The organism is Providencia sp. PROV004 (genome assembly GCF_011045615.1).
Classification (GTDB): Bacteria; Pseudomonadota; Gammaproteobacteria; order Enterobacterales; family Enterobacteriaceae; genus Providencia; species Providencia rettgeri.
In genome coordinates, this window is record NZ_CP042859.1 from 1,541,457 (window position 1) to 1,562,569 (window position 21,113).

Below are 21,113 nucleotides of genomic sequence, written 5' to 3' on the forward strand. Positions count from 1 at the left end.
TTGTTGTTTGGCTATAGCGCATTGAATTAATCAATGAAATAATAAGTTAATGTCGTTTTCTTAATTCAATATGTCTTCTTATGGTTATTCGTCCTCATCAGCACTGGTTTTTTCGGTTATTCGACTGGCATGGTTCTGTACTGTCAAAAATAACATTTCGGCTTTCTCTAAATATAATGATATCTATCGTAGCAGTACTCAGTTTTCAATGGTACGAACGATTAGGTATACACTTAACGATTGCTCCTTTTAGCTTACTGGGGATTGCCATCGCAATCTTCCTCGGTTTTCGTAATAATGCCTGTTACAGCCGTTTGATTGAGGCGCGAACGCTTTGGGCTTCGTTATTAATTAATCAAAGAAATATTTTAAGGAATATTAAAGGGTTATTACCTAATGACCAATTAGCTCAAAAGGAGTTTGCGAATCTGTTGATTGCTTTTGGTTGGAGCCTTAAACACGAACTAAGAAAAACCAGTCCAATCATTGACTTGTACCGGTTATTACCTCGAAATATTTTTGATGAGGTTATCCGAAGTCCGTTTCCCACTAGCCGAATATTGTTGCAGATTGGCCTAAAGGTGGGGGAATTACGTGATAAAAAAGTCATCAGCGATGTACTCTTTCAAGCCATTAATAAAGATATTAATGTATTATCGGACGTACTTGGTGGCTGTGAACGTATTTCGAATACGCCGATCCCGTTTGCGTATACGTTAATTTTACAGCGAACAGTCTATCTATTTTGTTCGTTACTTCCTTTTGCATTAGTCGTAGACCTACATTTTATGACGCCATTTGTTTCTGTTTTTATTTCTTATACCTTCCTAGCGTGGGATGCATTAGCAGAAGAACTCGAAGATCCTTTTGGGATTGCTGCAAATGATTTACCGCTTAATGCTATTTGTAATAGTATTGAACGTAATGCATTGGATATGTTAGATATTCAACCACTTCCCCCTCAGTATCAGCCAGATAAATACTTTAACTTGTTGTAGCGTTAATCTATTTCTTATTGAAGACAGTAGAACGTGATATTCACGTTTTACTGTTTAACCTTTATACCTAATATTATTTTGTATTTTGGGGGCATAAAAATAAGCAATTCTGTACAGATAATCCTATAGATACTATACTCCCCCTATGTATATTAAAGAGGCTTAAATATGCCACATTCCCCAAAGGAAAAAAAAGCAGTCCTTACTCGGGTTAGAAAGCTGAAAGGGCAATTGTTTGCCTTGGAGTCGGCCTTGGAGGATGAAGTTGAATGTGCTGCCATTTTACAACAAATTGCTGCTATTCGCGGTGCAGTTAATGGTTTGATGGCAGGGGTATTAGAAAGTCATTTACGAGAAGGGCTTCAAGAGTCTGCGACAACACAGTTGCAAAAAGACTCAGTAGACGATGCTATCTCATTAATTCGTACCTATTTGCGGTAAATAAAGAAGGAATAACGATGAAATCACGTGCAGCAGTCGCATTTGGCCCAGGTGAGCCATTAAAAATTGTCGAAATTGATGTCATGCCACCAAAAGCTGGGGAAGTGTTAGTTAAAATTAGCCATACAGGTGTTTGTCATACTGACGCTTTTACATTGTCAGGAGATGACCCAGAAGGTTTGTTTCCTGTGGTATTAGGGCATGAAGGCGCAGGTGTTGTTGTCGAAGTCGGTGAAGGTGTTACCAGTGTTAGTGTGGGTGACCATGTCATTCCACTTTATACGGCAGAATGTGGGAAATGTGTTTTTTGCGAATCAGGTAAAACAAACTTATGCGTCTCTGTCAGAGAAACACAAGGTAAAGGTGTGATGCCAGATGGAACAACACGTTTTTCTTATAATGGCCAGCCAGTTTATCATTACATGGGCTGTTCAACATTCAGTGAATATACCGTTGTTGCCGAAGTCTCTTTGGCAAAAATTAACCCTCAAGCTAACCATGAAGAAGTTTGTTTATTAGGTTGTGGTGTGACAACCGGTATTGGCGCGGTACATAATACAGCTAAAGTGCAAGAAGGTGACTCAGTTGCTGTTTTTGGGCTCGGTGGTATTGGTCTGGCAGTTATTCAAGGGGCAAGGCAAGCAAAGGCTGGTCGTATTATTGCTATCGATACTAACCCCTCTAAGTTTGAATTAGCACGTCAATTTGGTGCGACAGAGTGTTTGAACCCTAATGATTTTGATAAGCCGATTCAACAGGTTCTGATTGAGAAAACCCAGTGGGGTGTTGACCATACCTTTGAATGTATTGGTAATGTGAATGTCATGCGTGCCGCACTTGAAAGTGCACATCGCGGATGGGGCCAATCGATTATCATTGGTGTCGCAGGAGCAGGGCAAGAGATTTCAACTCGTCCATTCCAATTAGTGACAGGGCGTTCATGGCGCGGTACGGCATTTGGTGGTGTGAAAGGCCGTAGCCAATTGCCAAAAATGGTTGAAGATGCCATGAAGGGGGATATTGAACTGTCTCCCTTTGTGACGCACACATTGCCATTAGACAGTATTAATGACGCATTCGATTTAATGCATGAAGGTAAATCAATCCGTACCGTTATTCACTATGATTAAGGAGTCTTTGATGGAGAGAATTGAACGCCATGCGTGTTTTGGGGGCTGGCAGGATGTTTATCAACATCAATCCACTGTGCTCGGCTGTGAAATGAAGTTCGCAGCCTATCTACCACCACAAGCGAAAACAGTCGCCTGCCCGGTGATTTATTGGTTATCAGGGTTAACCTGTAATGAGCAAAATTTTATCACTAAGGCGGGAGCCCAACAATTTGCGGCAAAATATGGCGTAATTCTTATTGCACCGGATACCAGCCCTCGCGGTACTGAAGTCGCTGATGACGAGGCCTATGATTTAGGGCAAGGTGCAGGTTTTTATGTGAATGCGCAGCAAGCTCCGTGGCGTAATCATTACAAAATGTATGATTATATTGTGTCTGAGCTACCTGATTTAGTCGAAACACATTTACCTGTATCTGAAAAACGCGCTATTTTTGGCCATTCTATGGGTGGGCACGGCGCTTTAATGATTGGCCTACGTAATACAGGTCGATATTGTAGTTTATCTGCATTTTCTCCGATTGTTGCTCCAACTCAGGTTCCTTGGGGGCAAAAAGCGTTTATGGCTTATTTGGGGGAAGATACGGTTAGTTGGTCTCAATATGACACCGTTGAATTGCTCGAAAAGGCTGAGGCTATTCCACCTATTTTAGTGGATGTCGGTACTGCGGATCCTTTTTACCAAGAGCAACTGAAACCAGAGTTATTTGCGGATATTTGTGATAAAAAACAATTTGAATATTGTTTGAATCTGCGTGATGGGTATGATCACAGTTACTACTTTATTAGTAGTTTCATTGGTGAACATATTGCATTTCATGCACGATATTTAAGCGATAATAACTAAATATCATAAAGTGAGACCACTAATTGGTTTCACTTTACTATTTCCATTATTTTATCGTAATAATGCTCAAGTCACTATTCGACCACCTCATTGGAGAGCTTGCTAATTGCTTTAATTGCGCTGATTGCGACATCTTTATTTGGGTCATTACATAATTCAAGTAGGCGGTTAATCGTAATATGTTGTTTCAGCTGTATTTTACAATCGCCTAAAGCGGATATAGCGGCTATTTTTACATCATCATTTTTTCTTTTTGTTAAATCAAGTAATGTATTTATGACTTTGTTATCCATTCATTATCCTGCTAATAGGTATTAATAAATGAATTAAAACTCATTTATTTTTTAAGAGGGTAATTTCAATGTTTAAAATGCTACTAGAAGGAGGTATTTATTGATATCAAAAAACACAACTAATTTGAGTGTAGTGTGGCTGAGCTAGCGTATGAATAGGTAGTAGACATTATTACCTATTCATATTTAGTGACTAGAGAGATCGAGAAAGTTAAATAAGTTTAATTAATAAGTTTTAATTTCAAGAAGAGTATTGATAAAAAGATATTGTTTGTATATTAAAAATGGTCGGAGAGTTTACTTAGCGCTTTTATTGCAGACACTGCGACATCTTTATTTGGGTCTTTACAGAGTTCAAGTAAGCGGTTGATTGCATTTTGTTGTTCAACGGTTACTTTATAATCTCCTAAGGCAGAAATAGCTGCAATTTTAACATCATCATTTCCACGATGCGTTAACTCAATTAATGTTTCAATAATATTGTTTTCCATGTAAACCCTTTGAAATACCTGCGCGATGCTTAGGTATTCTAAGTGAAATTACTTGAGATTTATTTTTGAAATTTACGGGTTTATTAACGGATTATATAGATTTTACACTTTTTTGGGCTAATAACTATTTTATTAACTGAAGTGCATCAAGAGAGTAAATACTATTGATGTAAAGACTAACACCATTAAAAGTTATTGATAACATATTAAAATCGGTATGGTTTAATAATTCTTTATTAAGATAAGAATATTAAAGTACTTTACCCTTAAAGTGAGTTGAATAAAGTACTTTTTAGATATTAGTTAATGGCGCAAATAAACATGAGGCGTGTTATTTTCTGGGTGTTGAGTAACACCTAGGTCAGCTTGATACCATTGAGTTAAATTTTCAGTTGTTAAAACTTCAATAGGGGAACCTTGAGCAACAAGCTTTCCATCATGAATTAATAACACTTTATCTGCATACAGAGCGGTTAAGTTAAGGTCATGCAATACACAGCAAACACCTAATGGTCGTTGACGCGTCAGTTGATGCAGTAACCGTAAGCTATGCTGTTGGTGATATAAATCAAGTGCTGAAGTGGGTTCATCAAGAAATAAGCAAGCGGGTTGAGCTGTCGGTTGCCATAATTGTGCTAATACTCGTGCTAATTGAACGCGTTGTTGCTCCCCCCCTGAAAGTTGGCGGTAATCCCGCTGCCGTAGTGATTGGCAACTGGTTTGTGTTAACGCCTCATCAATAGCGGTATTTTTATATTCAGAACCGTAGGGGGTTCTTCCCATAGCAACAACATCTTCAACAGTAAAAGCAAATTGTAAGTGGCTATGTTGCTTCATGACGGCACGTTTTTGCGCTAATTCGTTATGATCCCAGTCACTCATCGCTCGGCCTTCAATAAAACACGTGCCATGGGTTGGGGTGTTATAACCTGTTAGTAATTTTAATAGGCTGGATTTCCCTGCGCCATTTGGCCCAATGATCGCGACAAATTCCCCTTGCTCAATAGATAAACTCACATTATCTATCAGTGTCTTTTCACTGATTTTATAAGATAAATTTTGTGCTTCTAATAAGAACGGTTTGGTTTGCATATTTAGATTCTCCCTGCAGGCTGTCGCAAAATGAGCCATAAGAAGTAGGGGCCACCAATCAAGCCTGTCAGCAAGCCAACAGGAATTTCAGCAGGCGCAACCGCAGTTCTCGCTACCGTATCAGCAATCAGTAATAACCCCGCCCCTACGATAGCTGAACCAGGAATGAGCCAGCGATGGTCAGGGCCGAGTGTCATACGAATAAGGTGCGGAACAACGAGACCCACAAAACCAATAACCCCACTCATTGCAACAGCACAACCGACTAACATGGCGCTGAGGAATAATAAAATAAATTTGGTGCGTTCAACATTAAGCCCAAGGTAATGTGCATCTTCATCCCCTAATTGCAGAATGTTGAGCTTATTTCCCTGCATTAGGCAGATAACACAAATAGGAAGAATAACTGAAGCGGCAATGGTCAGTGACGTCCAGTCAACATTACCGAGTGTGCCCATCATCCATAAACTAAATGTTCTTAGCTGTTGATCATTACTGATATAACTAAGAACACCGATGAATGACATGCACAGTGCATTGATTGCGATGCCCGCGAGAAGTAATTTTGCGAGGTTGCCATTTGATGAACGATTTAAGCTAAAAATAATAAAAGAAACGGTTAGGCTACCAATAAAAGCAGCAGCAACATGGCCATAACCTTGTATCACAGTCGGTAATGAAACAGAGAAAACGATAAATGCGGCAACGGATAAAGCCGCACCACTACTGATACCGAGTAAGCTAGGGTCGGCAAGTGGATTACGAAATAACCCTTGCATAATGGCACCAGACACCGCCAAGGCAAGACCAACTAAGATGGCAATTAACACACGAGGAAGGCGAATATTCAGCCATATCTGCCAATCCGAGTCTGTGGCAGAAGCCTGCCACAGTGCTTTTAATGAAAAGTTCATGGCGCCTGCATTCGACGCGATGAGAACTAAACCACCAAGTGCTAACAATAAAATGATAATCACCAAAAATGGGTTTTTAAAGCGACTCATTGGGATTTTTCTAATGCCTCACGTAGTTGTTGCATGACTTTAGGCGTACCTAAACTGAAGGTGAGCATACCGACATCATCAACAACCAAAAGCGCTTTATTTTTTCCTGCGGGGGTCATTGACATTCCTTGTAAGTTCCACACTTTTTCTATTCCGCCTAATGATTTAACCCCTTCCTGAGTAAAAATGATTAAATCAGGCTGGCTTGATAGCAAACCCTCTTGGGATAAAGGACGGTAACTGTCGAAGCTGCTCATGGCATTTTTTGCACCGACTGCGTTAATCACGCTATCTGCTGCAGTGTGCTTTCCTGCTGCCAATGGTAGAACGCCGCCATGGCTCATAATGAACAGGACTTTTTTATCTATAGGTGCCGTATTTACTTGGCTAAGTTGTTGGTTAAATTGATTAACCAATTGTTTTCCTTGCTCTGTTTTACCGACCACATTAGCGATAGTGGTAATTTTTTCTGGAATGGCTTCTAAACTGGGTTTCCCTGTTACCTTAATAATTTTTACGCCACTTTTTTCGATTTGCGAGAGAGCCATTGAGGGTTTAGCTAACTCACTCGCAAGTACTAAAGTCGGACGCATTGACAACACGCCTTCCGCATTAAGCATACGCATATAGCCCACGTCAGGGAGCTTGGTCGCTTGCTCTGGATGAAGACTGGTGCTGTCACGGGCAACGAGCTGTTCTTGTGCTCCGAGTGCATACACAATTTCAGTCACATCACCACCTAAGGTGACGATACGTTCTGCTGCATAAGAACTAACAGAGATAAACAGCGTTGATAAGATTAGAAGCCATTGTTTCATAATAAGTTACCTAGGTTTAAATGCGGGGTAATGCGGTGACTTGTTGGCGCCATTGCTCTTGCTCTGGAGTCCCTTCCGTACGCTGCCCATACATTTGTGCGATTTGATTTCCTTGGTTATCGAAGACTTCAAGGCTTGTCACATGGCCATCTTGCGTTGGCTTACGTGTAACCCAGCATTCGGCGATACCATTTTCAATCATGTGCAAGGTGAAATCAGGATTGAAAATATTTAGCCACTTTAAGTCTGAACCTTCACTTTGGTATGGCATGATTTTTTTGATTTCACCAGTGAAAATTTGCACACATCCGCGGTTGCCCACAAAAATCATAATTTCGTTTTGATCTTTGAATGCAGTGTTAATCAGCTGATTGAAGGAATCATTAGGCACTTTCCAAGCCAAATCATCACTGACTGCGGCGAAAACTTGCTGCCGGCTGAGGTTATTTTTCTTCAGGAGAACAAAAAATTGGTGAACATCTGTCATGTTGCGCCATTCTTGTTCTAGCTGTTGTTTTAGCTCTTCACTAACGGGCTGGCTGGTAAATGGCGCTGCTGCTTCATGGATGAGTTCCGGGTTATCTTGGGTAGCATATTTTTCAATCAGTGCTTGCCATGCCGCCATATCCGTTTCATCGGTGGTGTAAACTTTATGTAGCGCATCACCTTGTTTATCAAAGAATTGGATACTATGGCGCTCACCGTGTTTGCTATCTTCTGTCAAAGCAAAGATAGCGTCCCAATGGCTGAAAAACATTCGTAAATCAAGGGCTCGAGGGTTTAAAATTAAGCCGCCATGTGGGCTAAATGTCGCATTGTCATAGCGACCAACTTGCTCATGAACCACATATTCGTTGCGTGTAATCGCTTTCACTTTTCCAACAGTGGCTAATTCTGTCAACAAAGTGGGGGCATCGACGTTTAAACGAACAGCTTTGTCGTGACCAACACGACTATGCAGGAGCTGAGCTTCAGATACATTTAAATAGGCGGCGAGATCGCGAGCGTATTTGGCTTTGTTCTCTGTTTTTGCTTGTTGGTAACGCTCGTAAAGTGCTGAATTCACGTTTATCTCCTTAATATTGTGTGAATTACCATTGGAAGCTGACAAGCAGCTTGGCATTACGTCCATCTTGAGGAATGCCTTGTGATGAGTAGTATTCTTTATCAAAAGCATTGCCTAACACGACACTGGTTTCTAACCCTTTGAGTTGTCCTTCACCTTGGTAACTCACATAGAAGTCATGCACGGCATAGCCGGCTTGTTGTTCAGCTTTAGAGGCTTTATTGAAGTCGGTATGGCGCGTAAACTCGCCTAACCAGCCCACTGAAAAACCGCTGTCTGCGATAGGCACAGCCAAATTACTGGTGACAGAATCAGGTTTAATTGATGTTATTGATTTTCCATTAGATTCATCTTTTCCTTCAGTATGGTTATAAGCCAAACTCCAATTGAAATAGTCGGTTTTATAATCCATCGAGGCATCCCATCCCCAAATTTTTGCACGTTTAGTATTGATTGATGTGGTGTAGTTATTTTGCAGAACATATCTATCAACATTCACATATGTGTTGATGTAATCTTTCGCTTTGGTATCAAAATAGCTGGCTTTAAATTGCAGGTTATCCCTTTCCATCAATAAGTCATCGAAACGCAGACCAAAACCATATTCTGCCGTACGGGTTGATTCAGGTTTCAGATTAGGGTTTGGTTTCCATCGATTAACGATTGGCCCCATTTGGAAGTGGACCTCGTCGTTATACATTTCCATCATAGAAGGGGCTCGGAAGGCTTCTGAATATGACGCAAATAGCATCGACCACTCTGTTGGTGTGATGCTAACGGCCCCTTTAGATGACCATTTGCCTTTTTTCACATCTTCATTGCCATCGGATGTGGCTTTATAGTGGTCATAGCGCGTACCGACAATAAAGGAAACAGGCAAATCTTTTAGGCTAATTTCATCTTGTAAAAATCCAGATGCAAAGGTGATGTCCGCATCGGGGAATTGGGTGGTATTTGCATAAGGGGTTTGTTTTTGCTTATAAGCTTCACTGCCGTAAGTCAGGTTATGTGACGCTAATGGCAAGTTATAAAAGTTAGAGCGGTTATCTGCTTTTATGCCATAAGTTTTTTGTGTACGGCCTTCATAGGGGGTTCCTTGGCCTTTTGCTGTGATATTAACATCGGAGTAATAAGGCGTGACTTTAAAATTTAACCATTCCTGTGAGCCCGGTTTGATTTGATAAGTCATCTGCGCATCACGTTGGCGGGTGGTGCGGTTAACTTTTAGATTGTCACTCCCCGCATTAATTTCTTGCGGATTTTTCGGCTCATTGGCATCGTTATTATAATAACGCACTTGGCCAGAAAGCTTTTGTGCATCATCAATTTGCCATGTACCTTTCGCGAGCAGGTTACCGATGGTTTCTTTGTTTTTCATGTCATCGCCATTACTCATGCGGACATTACCGGTTTCTTTAGTCACAAAACTGAATAGCCCATCAAGGTTATCACTACGGCCAAATGCGGTACCACCGAAACCGAAGCTATGATCGCCTGTAGCGGCTTCGGTAAAGACACGGAAACCGTGGTCTTGGCCTTCACGCAACAAATCTTTGGCATCAACTGTTTCCCAAGCAATCACACCGCCCATAGCACCACTGCCATAAAGCAAGGCTGAAGGGCCACGGATGATTTCAACTTGCTTAATCAAGGCAGGGTCGATAAACGTGCCATTGACATGGCCTGTATCTGTCCCTTGGCGAATACCATCAACTAAAGTCAAAATGCCGCGTCGATCAAACCCGCGCATATAAATATCTTGCCCATTCACTCGGCTGGTGCCGGTGACGCCAATCCCTGGTACTTTGCGTAAAATATCATTGACCGTGCTGGCCGTTTTTGTTTCAGGTGAATTGTTTTTAATCACGGTAACCATCATCGGGGTTTCGAAGCTGTCACGCTCGCTCCCTGTGGCATAGACGGTCATCACATCATGATGATTTTTTTTTGGTGTTGGCTCTGTTGTTTGTGCTTGAGCACTTGCTATTACGCCTAAAATGGCGCTGGTCAGGACTGACATTCGCAAAACAGGGGACATAATTGTGATACTCCATATAGTTTTTATCTGTATTAAGCAGAATGAATTCGTATTAGTTGATGATGATGCGTTGGTCTGGAGGACCTGAATTCGGTATGACACAGGAAAAATTGCATGTAAGCAGTGTCTGAACATAGCAAGAGGAGTAAACACATAATGAAAGTATAAAGCTGAGGTAATAGCAGACTACTGGTTTGTGTTCAGCAGGACTATTTAGGGTTTTGCACATGAAAGCGACCGCTGTGCGATAGTAAAGTATCGAGTGGCTATCCTTGCTAATTCGATATTTAGCGGTACAAATGTGGAATACAAACGTCAGTTTAAACTCCATAAGAAACCTTTTCCTATGTTTAGATTAAGCTGGCTGCCTGGATAATTGACCTAGGTGGCTTGCGAATTAAGTTTTGGTGCGACTTACTTTGGGTACGGTTTTACTTAGTTAAGATCAATTTACCTGTACGCGTTTGTCTCAATTGATAAAGTTCGCCATTATGTTGAATTGAGACCTTACCGGCAGGGCCCAATAATTGTTGGCTTTCTATCACGTCAGTTTTAACGGTTTGTTTTGCCGTTTCGACGGTATTTTCTGCAACTGGGGCTGTCATATTATTTACCATACTAAGTTTGTTGATAATCGAAATGATATTGATAATGATTATCTTTAGAATGATTGCTAATATCAAGCAATTTTCACAATCAAACAACAAAAGAGCCACAAACAACTAAGTTAGTACGAAAAAACAGCATGAATCTAGTGGAAGCCCACTGACAAGGCTATAATTGAATTTCTCCATTCATTGCATGGGTGAATAAAATGAAAATATTACTGTTAGGCGCGACAGGGCTTGTGGGAAGTCATGTTTTATCCTTGGCTCTTGCAGACTCTCGTGTGACTCAGGTGATAGCACCAACACGACATGCATTAGCAGAACATGAGAAATTACAAGCACCTATTGTAGATTTTAATCATCTGCCTGATGAGGCTGCATTATGGGAAGTCGATGCGGTGATTTGTGCACTGGGTTCAACTCTCAAAGCAGCAGGGTCGAAAGCGGCATTTCGTCAAGTAGACTACACTTATCCTTTAACTTGTGCAGAGCTGGCCAAAAAATGGCACTGCCCGACATTTGTGTTGACTTCTGCTTTGGGGTCAAATGCGAAGTCACCTTTTTTTTATAGTCGAGTAAAAGGGCAGCTCGAACAAGATTTAATGTCACTGGGTTTTGATTCTTTAACTTTGGTTCGGCCGAATGTGATTAGTGGTGACCGCCAAACAGCGCGTTTGGGTGAAGTCGTTGTGATCCGTATTATTTCTTTTCTATCACCTATACTGCCAGCTAGTTGCCAAGTTAGCCCCGCAACAAATATTGCGAAAGCATTATTTGAGGCCGCTGTGGCTCCCTCTAAAGGGGTTCATGTTATTTCATCTAAACAGCTGATATAACACTGAGTCGTTCATTTTTATTAGTTATGCTGATTTTTATTTCACATAAAAATGCCGCTGGGGCTTTAACAGGGTTTGTCAGTCTATTCGCTTATATTGGGGCATCAATCGCAGGATATTCATTATCAATCGTTATTGAAAAATACCAATGGAATGGTTTCTATTCCTTACTATTAGGCCTATCCATTTTCTTAATTTTACTGCTAATTATTGTAATGGTAATGACGAAGAAAGAGGTCAGCGTGGAAGGTTGATTCTTCTATAGCGTTATACTAAACCAAGTCTACAATAGTCGGCTTGATTGCTTGCAAACCTACCTCTGAATTTGTGTTAATAAACTCGATTACTTGCATCGCCGTCCATCTAAGGGGCGGCTTTTTACTTAACTTGCAGCCAAATATTATTATTTTACTCAAAATGGACAGCTTTATATTTTTGTGTAAACGTTTACACTAATCGAGATGGATCACAGAATCCTATTGAAACTCGTTGCTATAATTCGTGGTAACGACAGGTTTGAAGGTGAAGTTATGCTTAAGCAGTATTGAGGGAGAAGATAAATGCAACAGGATCAACGATTGATGATAGGGCTGTGGATGGCTGCGGATAGCAATCAAATATCCCCAATGGTGATGAAATTGAGGAGACAGATAAGATGAATACAATGCCATTTAACCCTTCGGATTGCCCCCATCGTCGCTATAACCCATTAACGGGCCAATGGGTGTTAGTGTCTCCCCATCGAGCAAAACGCCCGTGGAGCGGTAAAGATGAAAAGTCATCAATAGAAGATTTACCTCAGTATGATGCACACTGCTTTCTTTGCCCAGGTAATACAAGGGTTTCAGGGGAGGTCAATCCTAACTACCAAGGGACTTATGTATTCCAAAATGACCATGGTGCATTATTAGCACAACCCTGTGCCCAACCTGATAATCAATCTGAGTTGTTTCAATCACAATCGGTGAGTGGTGTTAGCCGAGTGATCTGTTTCTCTCCTGATCACAGTAAAACACTGCCAGAGCTGTCTGTGCCTGAACTTGAAGGCGTTATCGAAACATGGCAGCAACAAATCGCCGAATTAAGTGAACACTATGCTTGGGTTCAAGTTTTTGAAAATAAAGGGGAAATAATGGGGTGCTCTCAACCTCATCCTCATGGACAAATTTGGGCTAGTGATTTTTTACCCAATGAAATTGCACGTAAGGACCACTTTCTCGCGCAATATTATCAACGTCATGACCGTAATTTATTAATTGATTATATTAAAGCAGAACAACAAGATGGCTCACGGATTGTTGTTGAAACTCAAGAGTGGATTGCACTTGTCCCTTATTGGGCGGCTTGGCCATTTGAGACGCTGTTACTACCAAAACAACATATTCGCCGCATGGATGAAATGAATGAAGTCATTCGCGCAGACCTTGCTATAGCGCTAAAAAAACTCACAAGTCGCTACGATAACCTATTTCATTGCTCTTTCCCTTATTCAATGGGATGGCACTTTGCGCCTTTTATGAATGAAAGCCAAAGTATCGAACATTGGCAATTACATGCTTTATTTTATCCACCATTACTGCGTTCAGCGACAGTGAAAAAGTTCATGGTGGGGTATGAAATGTTAGCGGAAACCCAGAGAGACATCACGCCAGAACAAGCCGCGCAACGTTTACGTGAGGTGAGTGACTGCCATTATAAACAAAATTAAACCGCTAAATAATTTATCAAATTGTAATTAACTTGGCTGTGTGCTGGGTTAAGCAAATGACGTATTAAGGATAATAAAAAATGGAAACGTTAAAGCAAACTGTTGCCACATCGTTTGAAAAAACCTTTGGTTATCAACCTGAAATATATGTTCAAGCGCCAGGGCGAGTGAATCTTATCGGCGAACATACAGACTACAATGATGGTTTTGTTTTGCCTTGTGCGATTGACTACCAAACGATGACTGCAGCAGCAAAACGTGATGATCGCATCATTCGAGTCGTTGCGGCTGATTACCATAATGAGTGTGATGAATTCAGTTTGGATGGCGATATTACATTTTTGCCTGAAAAAATGTGGGCGAACTATATACGCGGCGTAGTGAAGTTTCTCTTACAAAGAGGGTTTTCGTTTAATGGTTGCGATATTGCAGTCAGTGGAAACGTTCCGCAAGGAGCGGGCTTAAGCTCTTCAGCTTCACTAGAAGTTGTGATTGGACAAACACTTAAAGCCTTGTATCAATTAGATATTAGTCAACAAGATATCGCGCTGAATGGCCAACAAGCTGAAAACCAATTTGTTGGTTGTAACTGCGGTATTATGGACCAACTGATTTCAGCTTGTGGTGATGCAGGCCATGCTTTACTTATTGATTGCCGTAGCTTGGCGCTATTTCCTATTTCCATACCTGATGATTTGGTTGTGATGATAATCAATTCAAATAAGCAACGAGGCTTAGTTGGGAGTGAATACAATACACGCCGCCAACAATGTGAAGAAGCCGCCAATTTGTTTGGAGTGAAAGCGTTGCGTGATGTCACATTTGATGATTTTTTGCAGCAGCAACACCAATTATCTCCTATTGTTGCCAAGCGAGCTAAACATGTGATCAGTGAGAACGAGCGTACTTTGGCGGCAGCAAAAGCATTAACGCAAAATGATTTATTGCAACTAAGCGAATTAATGGCGCAGTCACATATTTCCATGCGTGATGATTTTGAAATCACAGTTAAAGAAATTGATACTTTAGTGGATATCGTTAAGTCCGTTTTAGGTGTTCAAGGCGGGGTACGTATGACTGGAGGGGGCTTTGGTGGCTGTGTGGTTGCAGTGATGCAGCAGCAATGTGTTCAACCAGTGATTGACGCGGTAGAAGCGCAATACCAGAAAGCGACAGGTTTACAAGCCGATATTTATGTATGCCAACCTAGCTCAGGTGCGAGTGTGGTGCGTTAAAAGCAAATCAACACATTGAGAAGTTGAAATAACATGATGTTTACTCAAGAAAAAAATCAGACATTAGGTTCACCCAAAGTCGTCGTGTTAACCAACAAAAATGATATGGAAATTACCCTGACAAGTTTAGGGGCAAGTTGGCTAAGTTGTATTTTACCACTAGCGAGTGGGAAACGAGACGTTGTCCTAGGTTCGCCAAATATGGATAAACAGAAGGAACAAGACGTGTATTTGGGGGCGACAGTGGGGCGCGTGGCTAACCGAATCACGAATGCACGCTTTTCTATTCATGGTGAAAATTATTTAGTATCAGCCAACCAAGGGGTGAATTGCTTACATGGTGGGAAAGATAATTTTAGCTATCGAGTTTGGGCAGTTTCACAGCCTAGTGCTCAACAGGTTATTTTTTCACTTATTTCGCCAGATGGTGACCAAGGTTTTCCTGGGGAATTGAACGTTGAGGTGAGTTATGAATTAACGGATGAAAACCAAGTGATTATCCGCTATAAACACCAAACTACAAAGAGCTGCCCTGTGAACCTAACCAATCATGCTTATTTTAATTTGGCAGGTGAAGGTAGTGATAAAACAGCTCTAGATCACGCTCTTACGATTTACAGTGATTGTTATTTACCGACAGATAAAGCAGGGATCCCCAGTGGGGAGTGGCGTAATGTGACTGGTGGTAATTTTGATTTTCGCCAAAGCAAGCTCATTGGCCGCGATTTTCTCCAAGATAACGACCAAGTTTCTGCCGGGGGATATGACCACACATTTATTCTCGATACAGCTCGTATTGATGGACGGCAAACGGTGGCATCGCTGTGTGCTCCCGAGAGGGACGTAAAAATGAATATTTCTACAACGATGCCCACCATGCAGCTTTATACAGGGAATTATTTGATTTCAGTTGCGGGTAAAACAAAATCGTATACGCCTTTTTCTGGTGTTGCATTTGAAACGCAATTTCCACCTGATGCAGTTAACCACCCTGAATGGGGGGAGCGATACAGCCCGATTTCACAGCCTAATCAAATATATTGTAGTGAAACGTGTTATCAATTTATTTTTTAGGCCTACTGTTGATTAACACCGCTGAAATGCGGTGTTTTATTTTTCTATATTATGCATAGATGAGTCTTAGCTAAATAATTTTAATATGCGCTATGCCATTGTTTTTAATTCTAGCTCATTGTTTAATAAGCCATCCTAATTGTAGAGGTGCACGATGGCGACAATCAAAGATGTGGCAAAAGAAGCGGGTGTTTCTGTTGCAACTGTTTCACGGGTGATTAATCAATCACCTAAGGCAAGCCAAGCTTCTATTGCATCAGTAAAAAAGGCAATGAATAAGCTAGGGTACCGCCCAAATGCGGCGGCTCGCGCGTTAGTGAACCAAAGCTCAAATACAATTGGGGTGCTCGTTAACGATGTGTCAGACCCATTTTTCGGTGTTATGGTTAAAGCTGTTGATGCGGTAGCTCATAAAAATGGTAAACATATCTTGATTTGTAACGGTTATCATAATGCAAAGGAAGAGCGCCAATCTATTGAGCTGTTGATTAACAACCGCTGTGATGCTTTGGTCATTCACTCTAAAGCCCTTGATGATGCAGAACTACTCCAATATGCGAACGAAGTCCCGAGTATGGTACTGATCAACCGCCATATTGATGAGATTGCAACCCGCTGTATTTCATTAAATAACTACAAAGGTGCCTACTTAGCGACGGAACACCTCATTCGTCATGGACACACTAAAATTGCGTACATCTCTTCAAATCACCAAATTGAGGATGCGATACAACGTTTGCAGGGCTATCGAGACGCATTGAAAAATAATGGTATTCAACTGCCTGATAGCTATGTTGAATATGGTGCTCCTTATGGGGAAGGTGGCGAGCAAGCGATGACTAACTTGCTGATAAAATCACTCGAGATCACTGCGGTCGTGGGCTACAACGATTTTATGGCTGCGGGGGCCATCGCGGTATTAGATGAAAATGAAATTCACTCGCCAGAACAAGTTTCGGTTATTGGTTTTGATGATGTATTGATTGCCCGCTATATCCATCCACGCTTAACAACGATTCGTTATCCCATTCAAATGATGGCAGAAAAAGCCACTCAGTTAGCACTTTCCTTAGCAAGAGGGGAAAAAACGACAGTTGAAAGTTTGATTTACTCACCGACACTGGTTCAACGTAATTCAGTTAGGCCTTTGCACGCCTAGTGATTTTATAGGCATAAAATTACCGCATTTCATGTAAACGTTCTCATTAATATTTGATGAGCTTCACGGAATCATCAAAAAATAGATTACTTTCGAGTAATTCGTCTTCGTTCTTTTCTAAAAACTTGCATTAAAATCTGTTATTTAACTCACTAAGTTAACGTTGTTGAGGATATTGTGAAAATATGTGATTCATTTAACGGTGATATTTTGTGGTAACGTTTACACTGGCTTCGTGATCATTTGGCGAAGGAATTTGATTATGCAAACTGAAGGGGTTGGGTTAAGCACATTAGATTACGGAATATTCATTCTGTATGTGCTTATCATTATTAGTGTGGGTCTTTGGGTTTCTCGAGATAAAAAAGGACAAAAAAAAGGTACAAAAGACTATTTTCTGGCAGGAAAAACATTACCTTGGTGGGCGATAGGTTCTTCACTGATTGCGGCAAATATCTCTGCAGAGCAGTTTATTGGTATGTCCGGCTCTGGCTTTTCAATTGGTTTGGCCATCGCATCCTATGAATGGATGGCAGCACTAACTCTGATTATTGTCGCAAAATACTTTATGCCCGTATTTATTGATAAAGGTATTTTTACTATTCCAGAATTTGTTGAAAAACGCTTTAATAAAACGTTAAAAACGATCTTAGCCGTATTCTGGTTAGCATTATTTATCTTTGTTAATTTAACTTCAGTTCTCTATTTAGGGTCGTTAGCATTACAGACAATCCTAGGCATTCCAATGCATTATGCTATTTTTGGTTTAGCATTATTTGCAGTGATTTACTCTCTTTATGGCGGGCTATCTGCGGTTGCGTGGACGGATGTCGTACAAGTTTTCTTTTTAATTTTAGGCGGTTTTTTAACCACAATAATGGCGGTGAGCTATATTGGTGGTGATGCGGGTTTATTCGCGGGTATGAGCCGTATGGCAAGTGAAGCGCCTGCACATTTTGAAATGATTTTAAGCCAAGACAACCCGCAATTTAGCAATTTACCCGGTATTGCCGTATTAATTGGCGGACTATGGGTTGCCAATTTATATTACTGGGGCTTCAACCAATATATTATTCAACGTGCATTAGCGGCCAAATCAATTAATGAAGCGCAAAAAGGCTTGGTTTTTGCGGCATTTCTCAAACTGATTGTCCCAATCCTTGTTGTTGTACCGGGTATTGCTGCATTTGTGATTGTTTCTGACCCTGCATTACTGGCGGGATTAGGAACAATGGCACAAGAGCATATGCCAACACTGGCCCAAGCGGACAAAGCCTACCCATGGTTAACTCAATTCTTACCTGTCGGCGCTAAAGGGGTCGTATTTGCGGCATTAGCTGCAGCTATCGTTTCTTCTTTAGCTTCCATGTTGAACTCAGTGGCAACTATTTTCACCATGGATATCTACAAAGAATACATTGCTCCATCAACCGCGGATCATAAGCTAGTGAATGTCGGCCGGATTAGTGCAGTTGTTGCGTTAATTGTGGCATGTTTTATCGCACCATTATTAGGTAACATTGGGCAAGCTTTTCAATATATTCAAGAGTATACGGGGTTAGTTAGCCCTGGTATTTTAGCGGTATTCTTACTAGGCTTATTTTGGAAGAAAACCAATGCAAAAGGTGCGATTATCGGTGTGCTGCTCTCAATTCCGTTTGCGCTATTCTTAAAACTGATGCCGTTAGGTATGCCATTCCTTGACCAAATGATGTACACCTTCTTCTTTACTGCAGTCGTGATTGGTTTAATTAGCCTGACAACGGCAAAAGAAGATGACTGTGAGGGGGCGATTATTTTAACGTCCGAGACCTTTAAAACGTCGACAGGTTTCAATATCGCATCCTACGCAATTATGGTTATCTTATGTGTGCTATATGCGCTGTTCTGGTAGTGCAATATTTCTAACAACCTGATAAGTAAATGATAGCACTAGGCGGGAAGGAACACTCCCGCCTTATTTTTTGCATTTATTAACTTAAATAATGACCTAACATTAGTATCGAAATCATTTTCGTTATTCTCGCTGAATAATCTCCCTTCTTTATGTATGGTTAATTGTATCTAAATTGATTTTTTTAATAACTATTTGTTATAAGTAAATATGCCAAATTGATTTTAATTTGACTTATTTTTAGGAATAATACTGAGACTTATTATTATTATCATTGGAACTATTTTGTGAAAAATTTAGGTTTATTTCGTTTACATCAGGTTGCCATTTTCACCTTGTTAGCGCTGGCTGTTCAAAACCAATCCATGGCAAATGAACAAAATAGCGACAAACAAGACTCTTTCATTGTCAGTGCACAAGCACTCAAAGTGAATACTGCGCTGCAAGAAACGCCAAAATCTGTTTCAATTATTACGGAACAAGATTTGACCATACATGCTCCGCAAAAAATTGATGAAGCACTTCGCTATACCTCGGGGGTTGTTGCACAACCTTATGGGGCTGATAATGATACGGACTGGTTCAAAGTTCGCGGTTTTGATGCCGCAACTTATTTAGATAATAGCCGGTTATATCGAGATGGCTACTACACTTGGCTACTTGAACCTTATGGATTGGAAAGTATTGAAGTCGTGAAGGGGTCATCAGCCGTTCTCTTTGGCGAATCCACTCCTGGAGGCGCTGTTAACTTAGTAACGAAAAAGCCATCTATTAATGCTAAAAATGAAATATTTTTAGAAGCGGGTAATAACGATCATCAAGCGCTAGGCTTTGATCTTTCTACAGCATCAGCCGATGCAGGTGCCCGCTACCGTTTAGTGGGAACGATGAAAAAATCGGATGGGGAACTCAAAGGCACGGATAATAAACGTATTTATCTGGCGCCAAGTGCGGCATTTGACTTGTCTGATCAGACTGTACTTACGTTAATGGGAACGTATCTGCACGATGATGGTACGCCCACGAATCCTTTTTTCCCAGCGGCGGGAACATTAATTCACTCTAATTACGGTAAAATTAAGCCATCAACCAATTTAGGTGAGCCTGATTACGATAAATACAAGCGGACTCAGTTCTCAGTGGGTTATTTATTAGAACATCAATTTAATGATGAGTGGCGTTTTGCGCAGCGTGTAAATTATGGTTACAACGACCTAACACTCAGAAGTGTTTATGCTTTCTTTAATGCAGACCCTACCGTGCAGGAATTGGGGCAAGGTATTGTTTTTCGCGATGGTAAAAACCAAAGTTTTAGTTTTGATAACAATATCGTCGGTGAATGGGATAGTGAGCGGTTTGAAAATACCTTACTTGCGGGTATTGAATTCCAATATCATCAAACCAAAGGCGATGAACAGGATAATTATGCTTTTGGTAAAATTAACCCTTGGAAGCCAGTTTATGGGCACTATACCCCACTTGACCCATCAAATAACATTCATCGCACTATTGATAAAACACAAGCTAGTATTTATTCACAATACCAAACAAAGCTTGATAGCAAATGGATTGGGGTCGTTGGTGCACGTTATGATTGGGTAAAAACTGAAAATAAAGCACATAAAAAAGCAGAAGATGAGTCTAGAAATGATGGGCAGATGAGTTTAAATGCGGGTTTAATGTATATTGCTGACAATGGCATTTCACCTTATTTAAATTACTCTCAATCTTTTGAAGTTCAATCGACAATCGACCCAACAACCCAAAAACTATATAAACCACTTAAAGGTGAGCAATTTGAAGCAGGTATCAAATATACACCTTATTTTATGGATGGTTATTGGAATATTGCTTGGTTCGATATCGAACAAAAAAATGCGTTAGTCACAACTCCTGAACACCCTGTTGCAACACAAACAGGTAAAGTCACTTCACAAGGTATAGAAACAGAACTATTTGCAAGTGTTACTGATAATTGGGATATTAAAGCGACATACACTTATACCAATGCGAAAACAGATCAAACAGGTGGTAAGGGACGTAAACAGGCTGGTATGATCCCCAAACATATGGCGACTGTCTGGACTGACTACGAAATTCCAATCGTGAGTAACCAGTCGTTAAAACTCGGAACTGGTATTCGCTATTATGGTCAATCAAAGGATAACCCAGCAAGCAGCAACCTTTCTGTTCCTAGTGCGACGCTCTGGGATATGGCCGCGATATATCAATTATCGAACAATTGGCAGTTCCAGTTCAATATGAATAACATCCTCAATAAAGAGTATGTTTCATCCTGTGATACCTGGTGCTATTACGGCCAATCGCGCTCATTTGTGTTACAAACAAAGTACACTTGGTAATTTTAAAAAAGGCATGCT

General features: G+C 40.7%; 20 protein-coding genes. 12 read left to right on the forward strand and 8 right to left on the reverse strand.

Annotated elements, in window-relative coordinates:
- The first annotated feature begins 80 nt into the window (after positions 1 to 80).
- The 4 genes from FVA69_RS06705 to fghA all read left to right on the forward strand — a co-directional run bounded on the left by FVA69_RS06705 (position 81) and on the right by fghA (position 3,416).
- Positions 81 to 998: a bestrophin family protein gene (locus tag FVA69_RS06705; RefSeq protein ID WP_164528572.1), complete on the forward strand. Its 918-nt coding sequence runs from the start codon at positions 81 to 83 to the stop codon at positions 996 to 998.
- Between the two features lie 168 nt (positions 999 to 1,166).
- Entirely contained in the window at positions 1,167 to 1,439 is a 273-nt protein-coding gene (frmR, locus tag FVA69_RS06710) for a formaldehyde-responsive transcriptional repressor FrmR (RefSeq protein ID WP_109913133.1), read from the forward strand.
- Positions 1,440 to 1,456: 17 nt separating this feature from the next.
- Positions 1,457 to 2,569 (forward strand): S-(hydroxymethyl)glutathione dehydrogenase/class III alcohol dehydrogenase, encoded by a 1,113-nt coding sequence (locus FVA69_RS06715; RefSeq protein ID WP_004912967.1) that lies wholly within the window; start codon positions 1,457 to 1,459, stop codon positions 2,567 to 2,569.
- 10 nt (positions 2,570 to 2,579) lie between these two features.
- Entirely contained in the window at positions 2,580 to 3,416 is an 837-nt protein-coding gene (gene fghA / locus FVA69_RS06720; RefSeq protein WP_109913134.1) for an S-formylglutathione hydrolase, read from the forward strand.
- 74 nt (positions 3,417 to 3,490) lie between these two features.
- Here fghA and FVA69_RS06725 read toward each other — a convergent pair whose 3' ends face one another.
- The 8 genes from FVA69_RS06725 to hemP form a co-directional block, all read right to left on the reverse strand.
- A complete protein-coding gene (locus FVA69_RS06725) occupies positions 3,491 to 3,709 on the reverse strand; it encodes a HEAT repeat domain-containing protein (RefSeq protein WP_004912961.1) in 219 nt (72 codons plus the stop codon).
- A 278-nt stretch (positions 3,710 to 3,987) separates the two neighbouring features.
- Positions 3,988 to 4,200 (reverse strand): HEAT repeat domain-containing protein, encoded by a 213-nt coding sequence (locus FVA69_RS06730; protein ID WP_004912957.1) that lies wholly within the window; start codon positions 4,198 to 4,200, stop codon positions 3,988 to 3,990.
- Between the two features lie 303 nt (positions 4,201 to 4,503).
- Positions 4,504 to 5,292 (reverse strand): heme ABC transporter ATP-binding protein, encoded by a 789-nt coding sequence (locus FVA69_RS06735; protein ID WP_004912955.1) that lies wholly within the window; start codon positions 5,290 to 5,292, stop codon positions 4,504 to 4,506.
- 2 nt (positions 5,293 to 5,294) lie between these two features.
- Positions 5,295 to 6,296 (reverse strand): FecCD family ABC transporter permease, encoded by a 1,002-nt coding sequence (locus FVA69_RS06740; RefSeq protein ID WP_004912953.1) that lies wholly within the window; start codon positions 6,294 to 6,296, stop codon positions 5,295 to 5,297.
- Entirely contained in the window at positions 6,293 to 7,114 is an 822-nt protein-coding gene (locus FVA69_RS06745) for a heme/hemin ABC transporter substrate-binding protein (RefSeq protein ID WP_004912949.1), read from the reverse strand. The genes FVA69_RS06740 and FVA69_RS06745 overlap by 4 nt, the downstream gene beginning before the upstream one ends.
- Positions 7,115 to 7,130: 16 nt before the next feature.
- Positions 7,131 to 8,180: a hemin-degrading factor gene (locus FVA69_RS06750; RefSeq protein ID WP_004912947.1), complete on the reverse strand. Its 1,050-nt coding sequence runs from the start codon at positions 8,178 to 8,180 to the stop codon at positions 7,131 to 7,133.
- A 25-nt stretch (positions 8,181 to 8,205) separates the two neighbouring features.
- On the reverse strand, positions 8,206 to 10,218 hold the full coding sequence (locus FVA69_RS06755; protein ID WP_164528573.1) for a TonB-dependent hemoglobin/transferrin/lactoferrin family receptor: 2,013 nt from the start codon (positions 10,216 to 10,218) through the stop codon (positions 8,206 to 8,208).
- 431 nt (positions 10,219 to 10,649) lie between these two features.
- The gene (gene hemP, locus FVA69_RS21345) at positions 10,650 to 10,823 is read right to left on the reverse strand and encodes a hemin uptake protein HemP (RefSeq protein ID WP_004912942.1); all 174 of its coding nucleotides are present in this window, start codon (positions 10,821 to 10,823) and stop codon (positions 10,650 to 10,652) included.
- 209 nt (positions 10,824 to 11,032) lie between these two features.
- Here hemP and FVA69_RS06765 point away from each other — a divergent pair, with 209 nt between their 5' ends.
- The 8 genes from FVA69_RS06765 (at position 11,033) to FVA69_RS06800 (ending at position 21,095) form a co-directional block, all read left to right on the forward strand.
- The gene (locus tag FVA69_RS06765) at positions 11,033 to 11,662 is read left to right on the forward strand and encodes an NAD(P)H-binding protein (protein WP_004912939.1); all 630 of its coding nucleotides are present in this window, start codon (positions 11,033 to 11,035) and stop codon (positions 11,660 to 11,662) included.
- A 26-nt stretch (positions 11,663 to 11,688) separates the two neighbouring features.
- Entirely contained in the window at positions 11,689 to 11,916 is a 228-nt protein-coding gene (locus tag FVA69_RS21615; protein WP_004912936.1) for a hypothetical protein, read from the forward strand.
- Between the two features lie 401 nt (positions 11,917 to 12,317).
- On the forward strand, positions 12,318 to 13,370 hold the full coding sequence (locus FVA69_RS06775; protein ID WP_117162496.1) for a UDP-glucose--hexose-1-phosphate uridylyltransferase: 1,053 nt from the start codon (positions 12,318 to 12,320) through the stop codon (positions 13,368 to 13,370).
- Between the two features lie 80 nt (positions 13,371 to 13,450).
- Positions 13,451 to 14,605, forward strand: a complete 1,155-nt coding sequence (gene galK, locus FVA69_RS06780) for a galactokinase (RefSeq protein ID WP_109913138.1) — start codon at positions 13,451 to 13,453, stop codon at positions 14,603 to 14,605.
- Between the two features lie 33 nt (positions 14,606 to 14,638).
- Positions 14,639 to 15,679, forward strand: coding sequence for a galactose-1-epimerase (gene galM / locus FVA69_RS06785; protein WP_109913139.1), 1,041 nt, complete (start codon positions 14,639 to 14,641; stop codon positions 15,677 to 15,679).
- 154 nt (positions 15,680 to 15,833) lie between these two features.
- Complete coding sequence (locus FVA69_RS06790; protein ID WP_004912929.1) at positions 15,834 to 16,838, forward strand: substrate-binding domain-containing protein; 1,005 nt, start codon at positions 15,834 to 15,836, stop codon at positions 16,836 to 16,838.
- A 262-nt stretch (positions 16,839 to 17,100) separates the two neighbouring features.
- Positions 17,101 to 18,732: a sodium/sugar symporter gene (locus tag FVA69_RS06795; protein WP_036958441.1), complete on the forward strand. Its 1,632-nt coding sequence runs from the start codon at positions 17,101 to 17,103 to the stop codon at positions 18,730 to 18,732.
- A gap of 287 nt (positions 18,733 to 19,019) precedes the next feature.
- Positions 19,020 to 21,095, forward strand: coding sequence for a TonB-dependent siderophore receptor (locus FVA69_RS06800; RefSeq protein WP_164528574.1), 2,076 nt, complete (start codon positions 19,020 to 19,022; stop codon positions 21,093 to 21,095).
- The last annotated feature ends 18 nt before the right edge of the window (positions 21,096 to 21,113 follow it).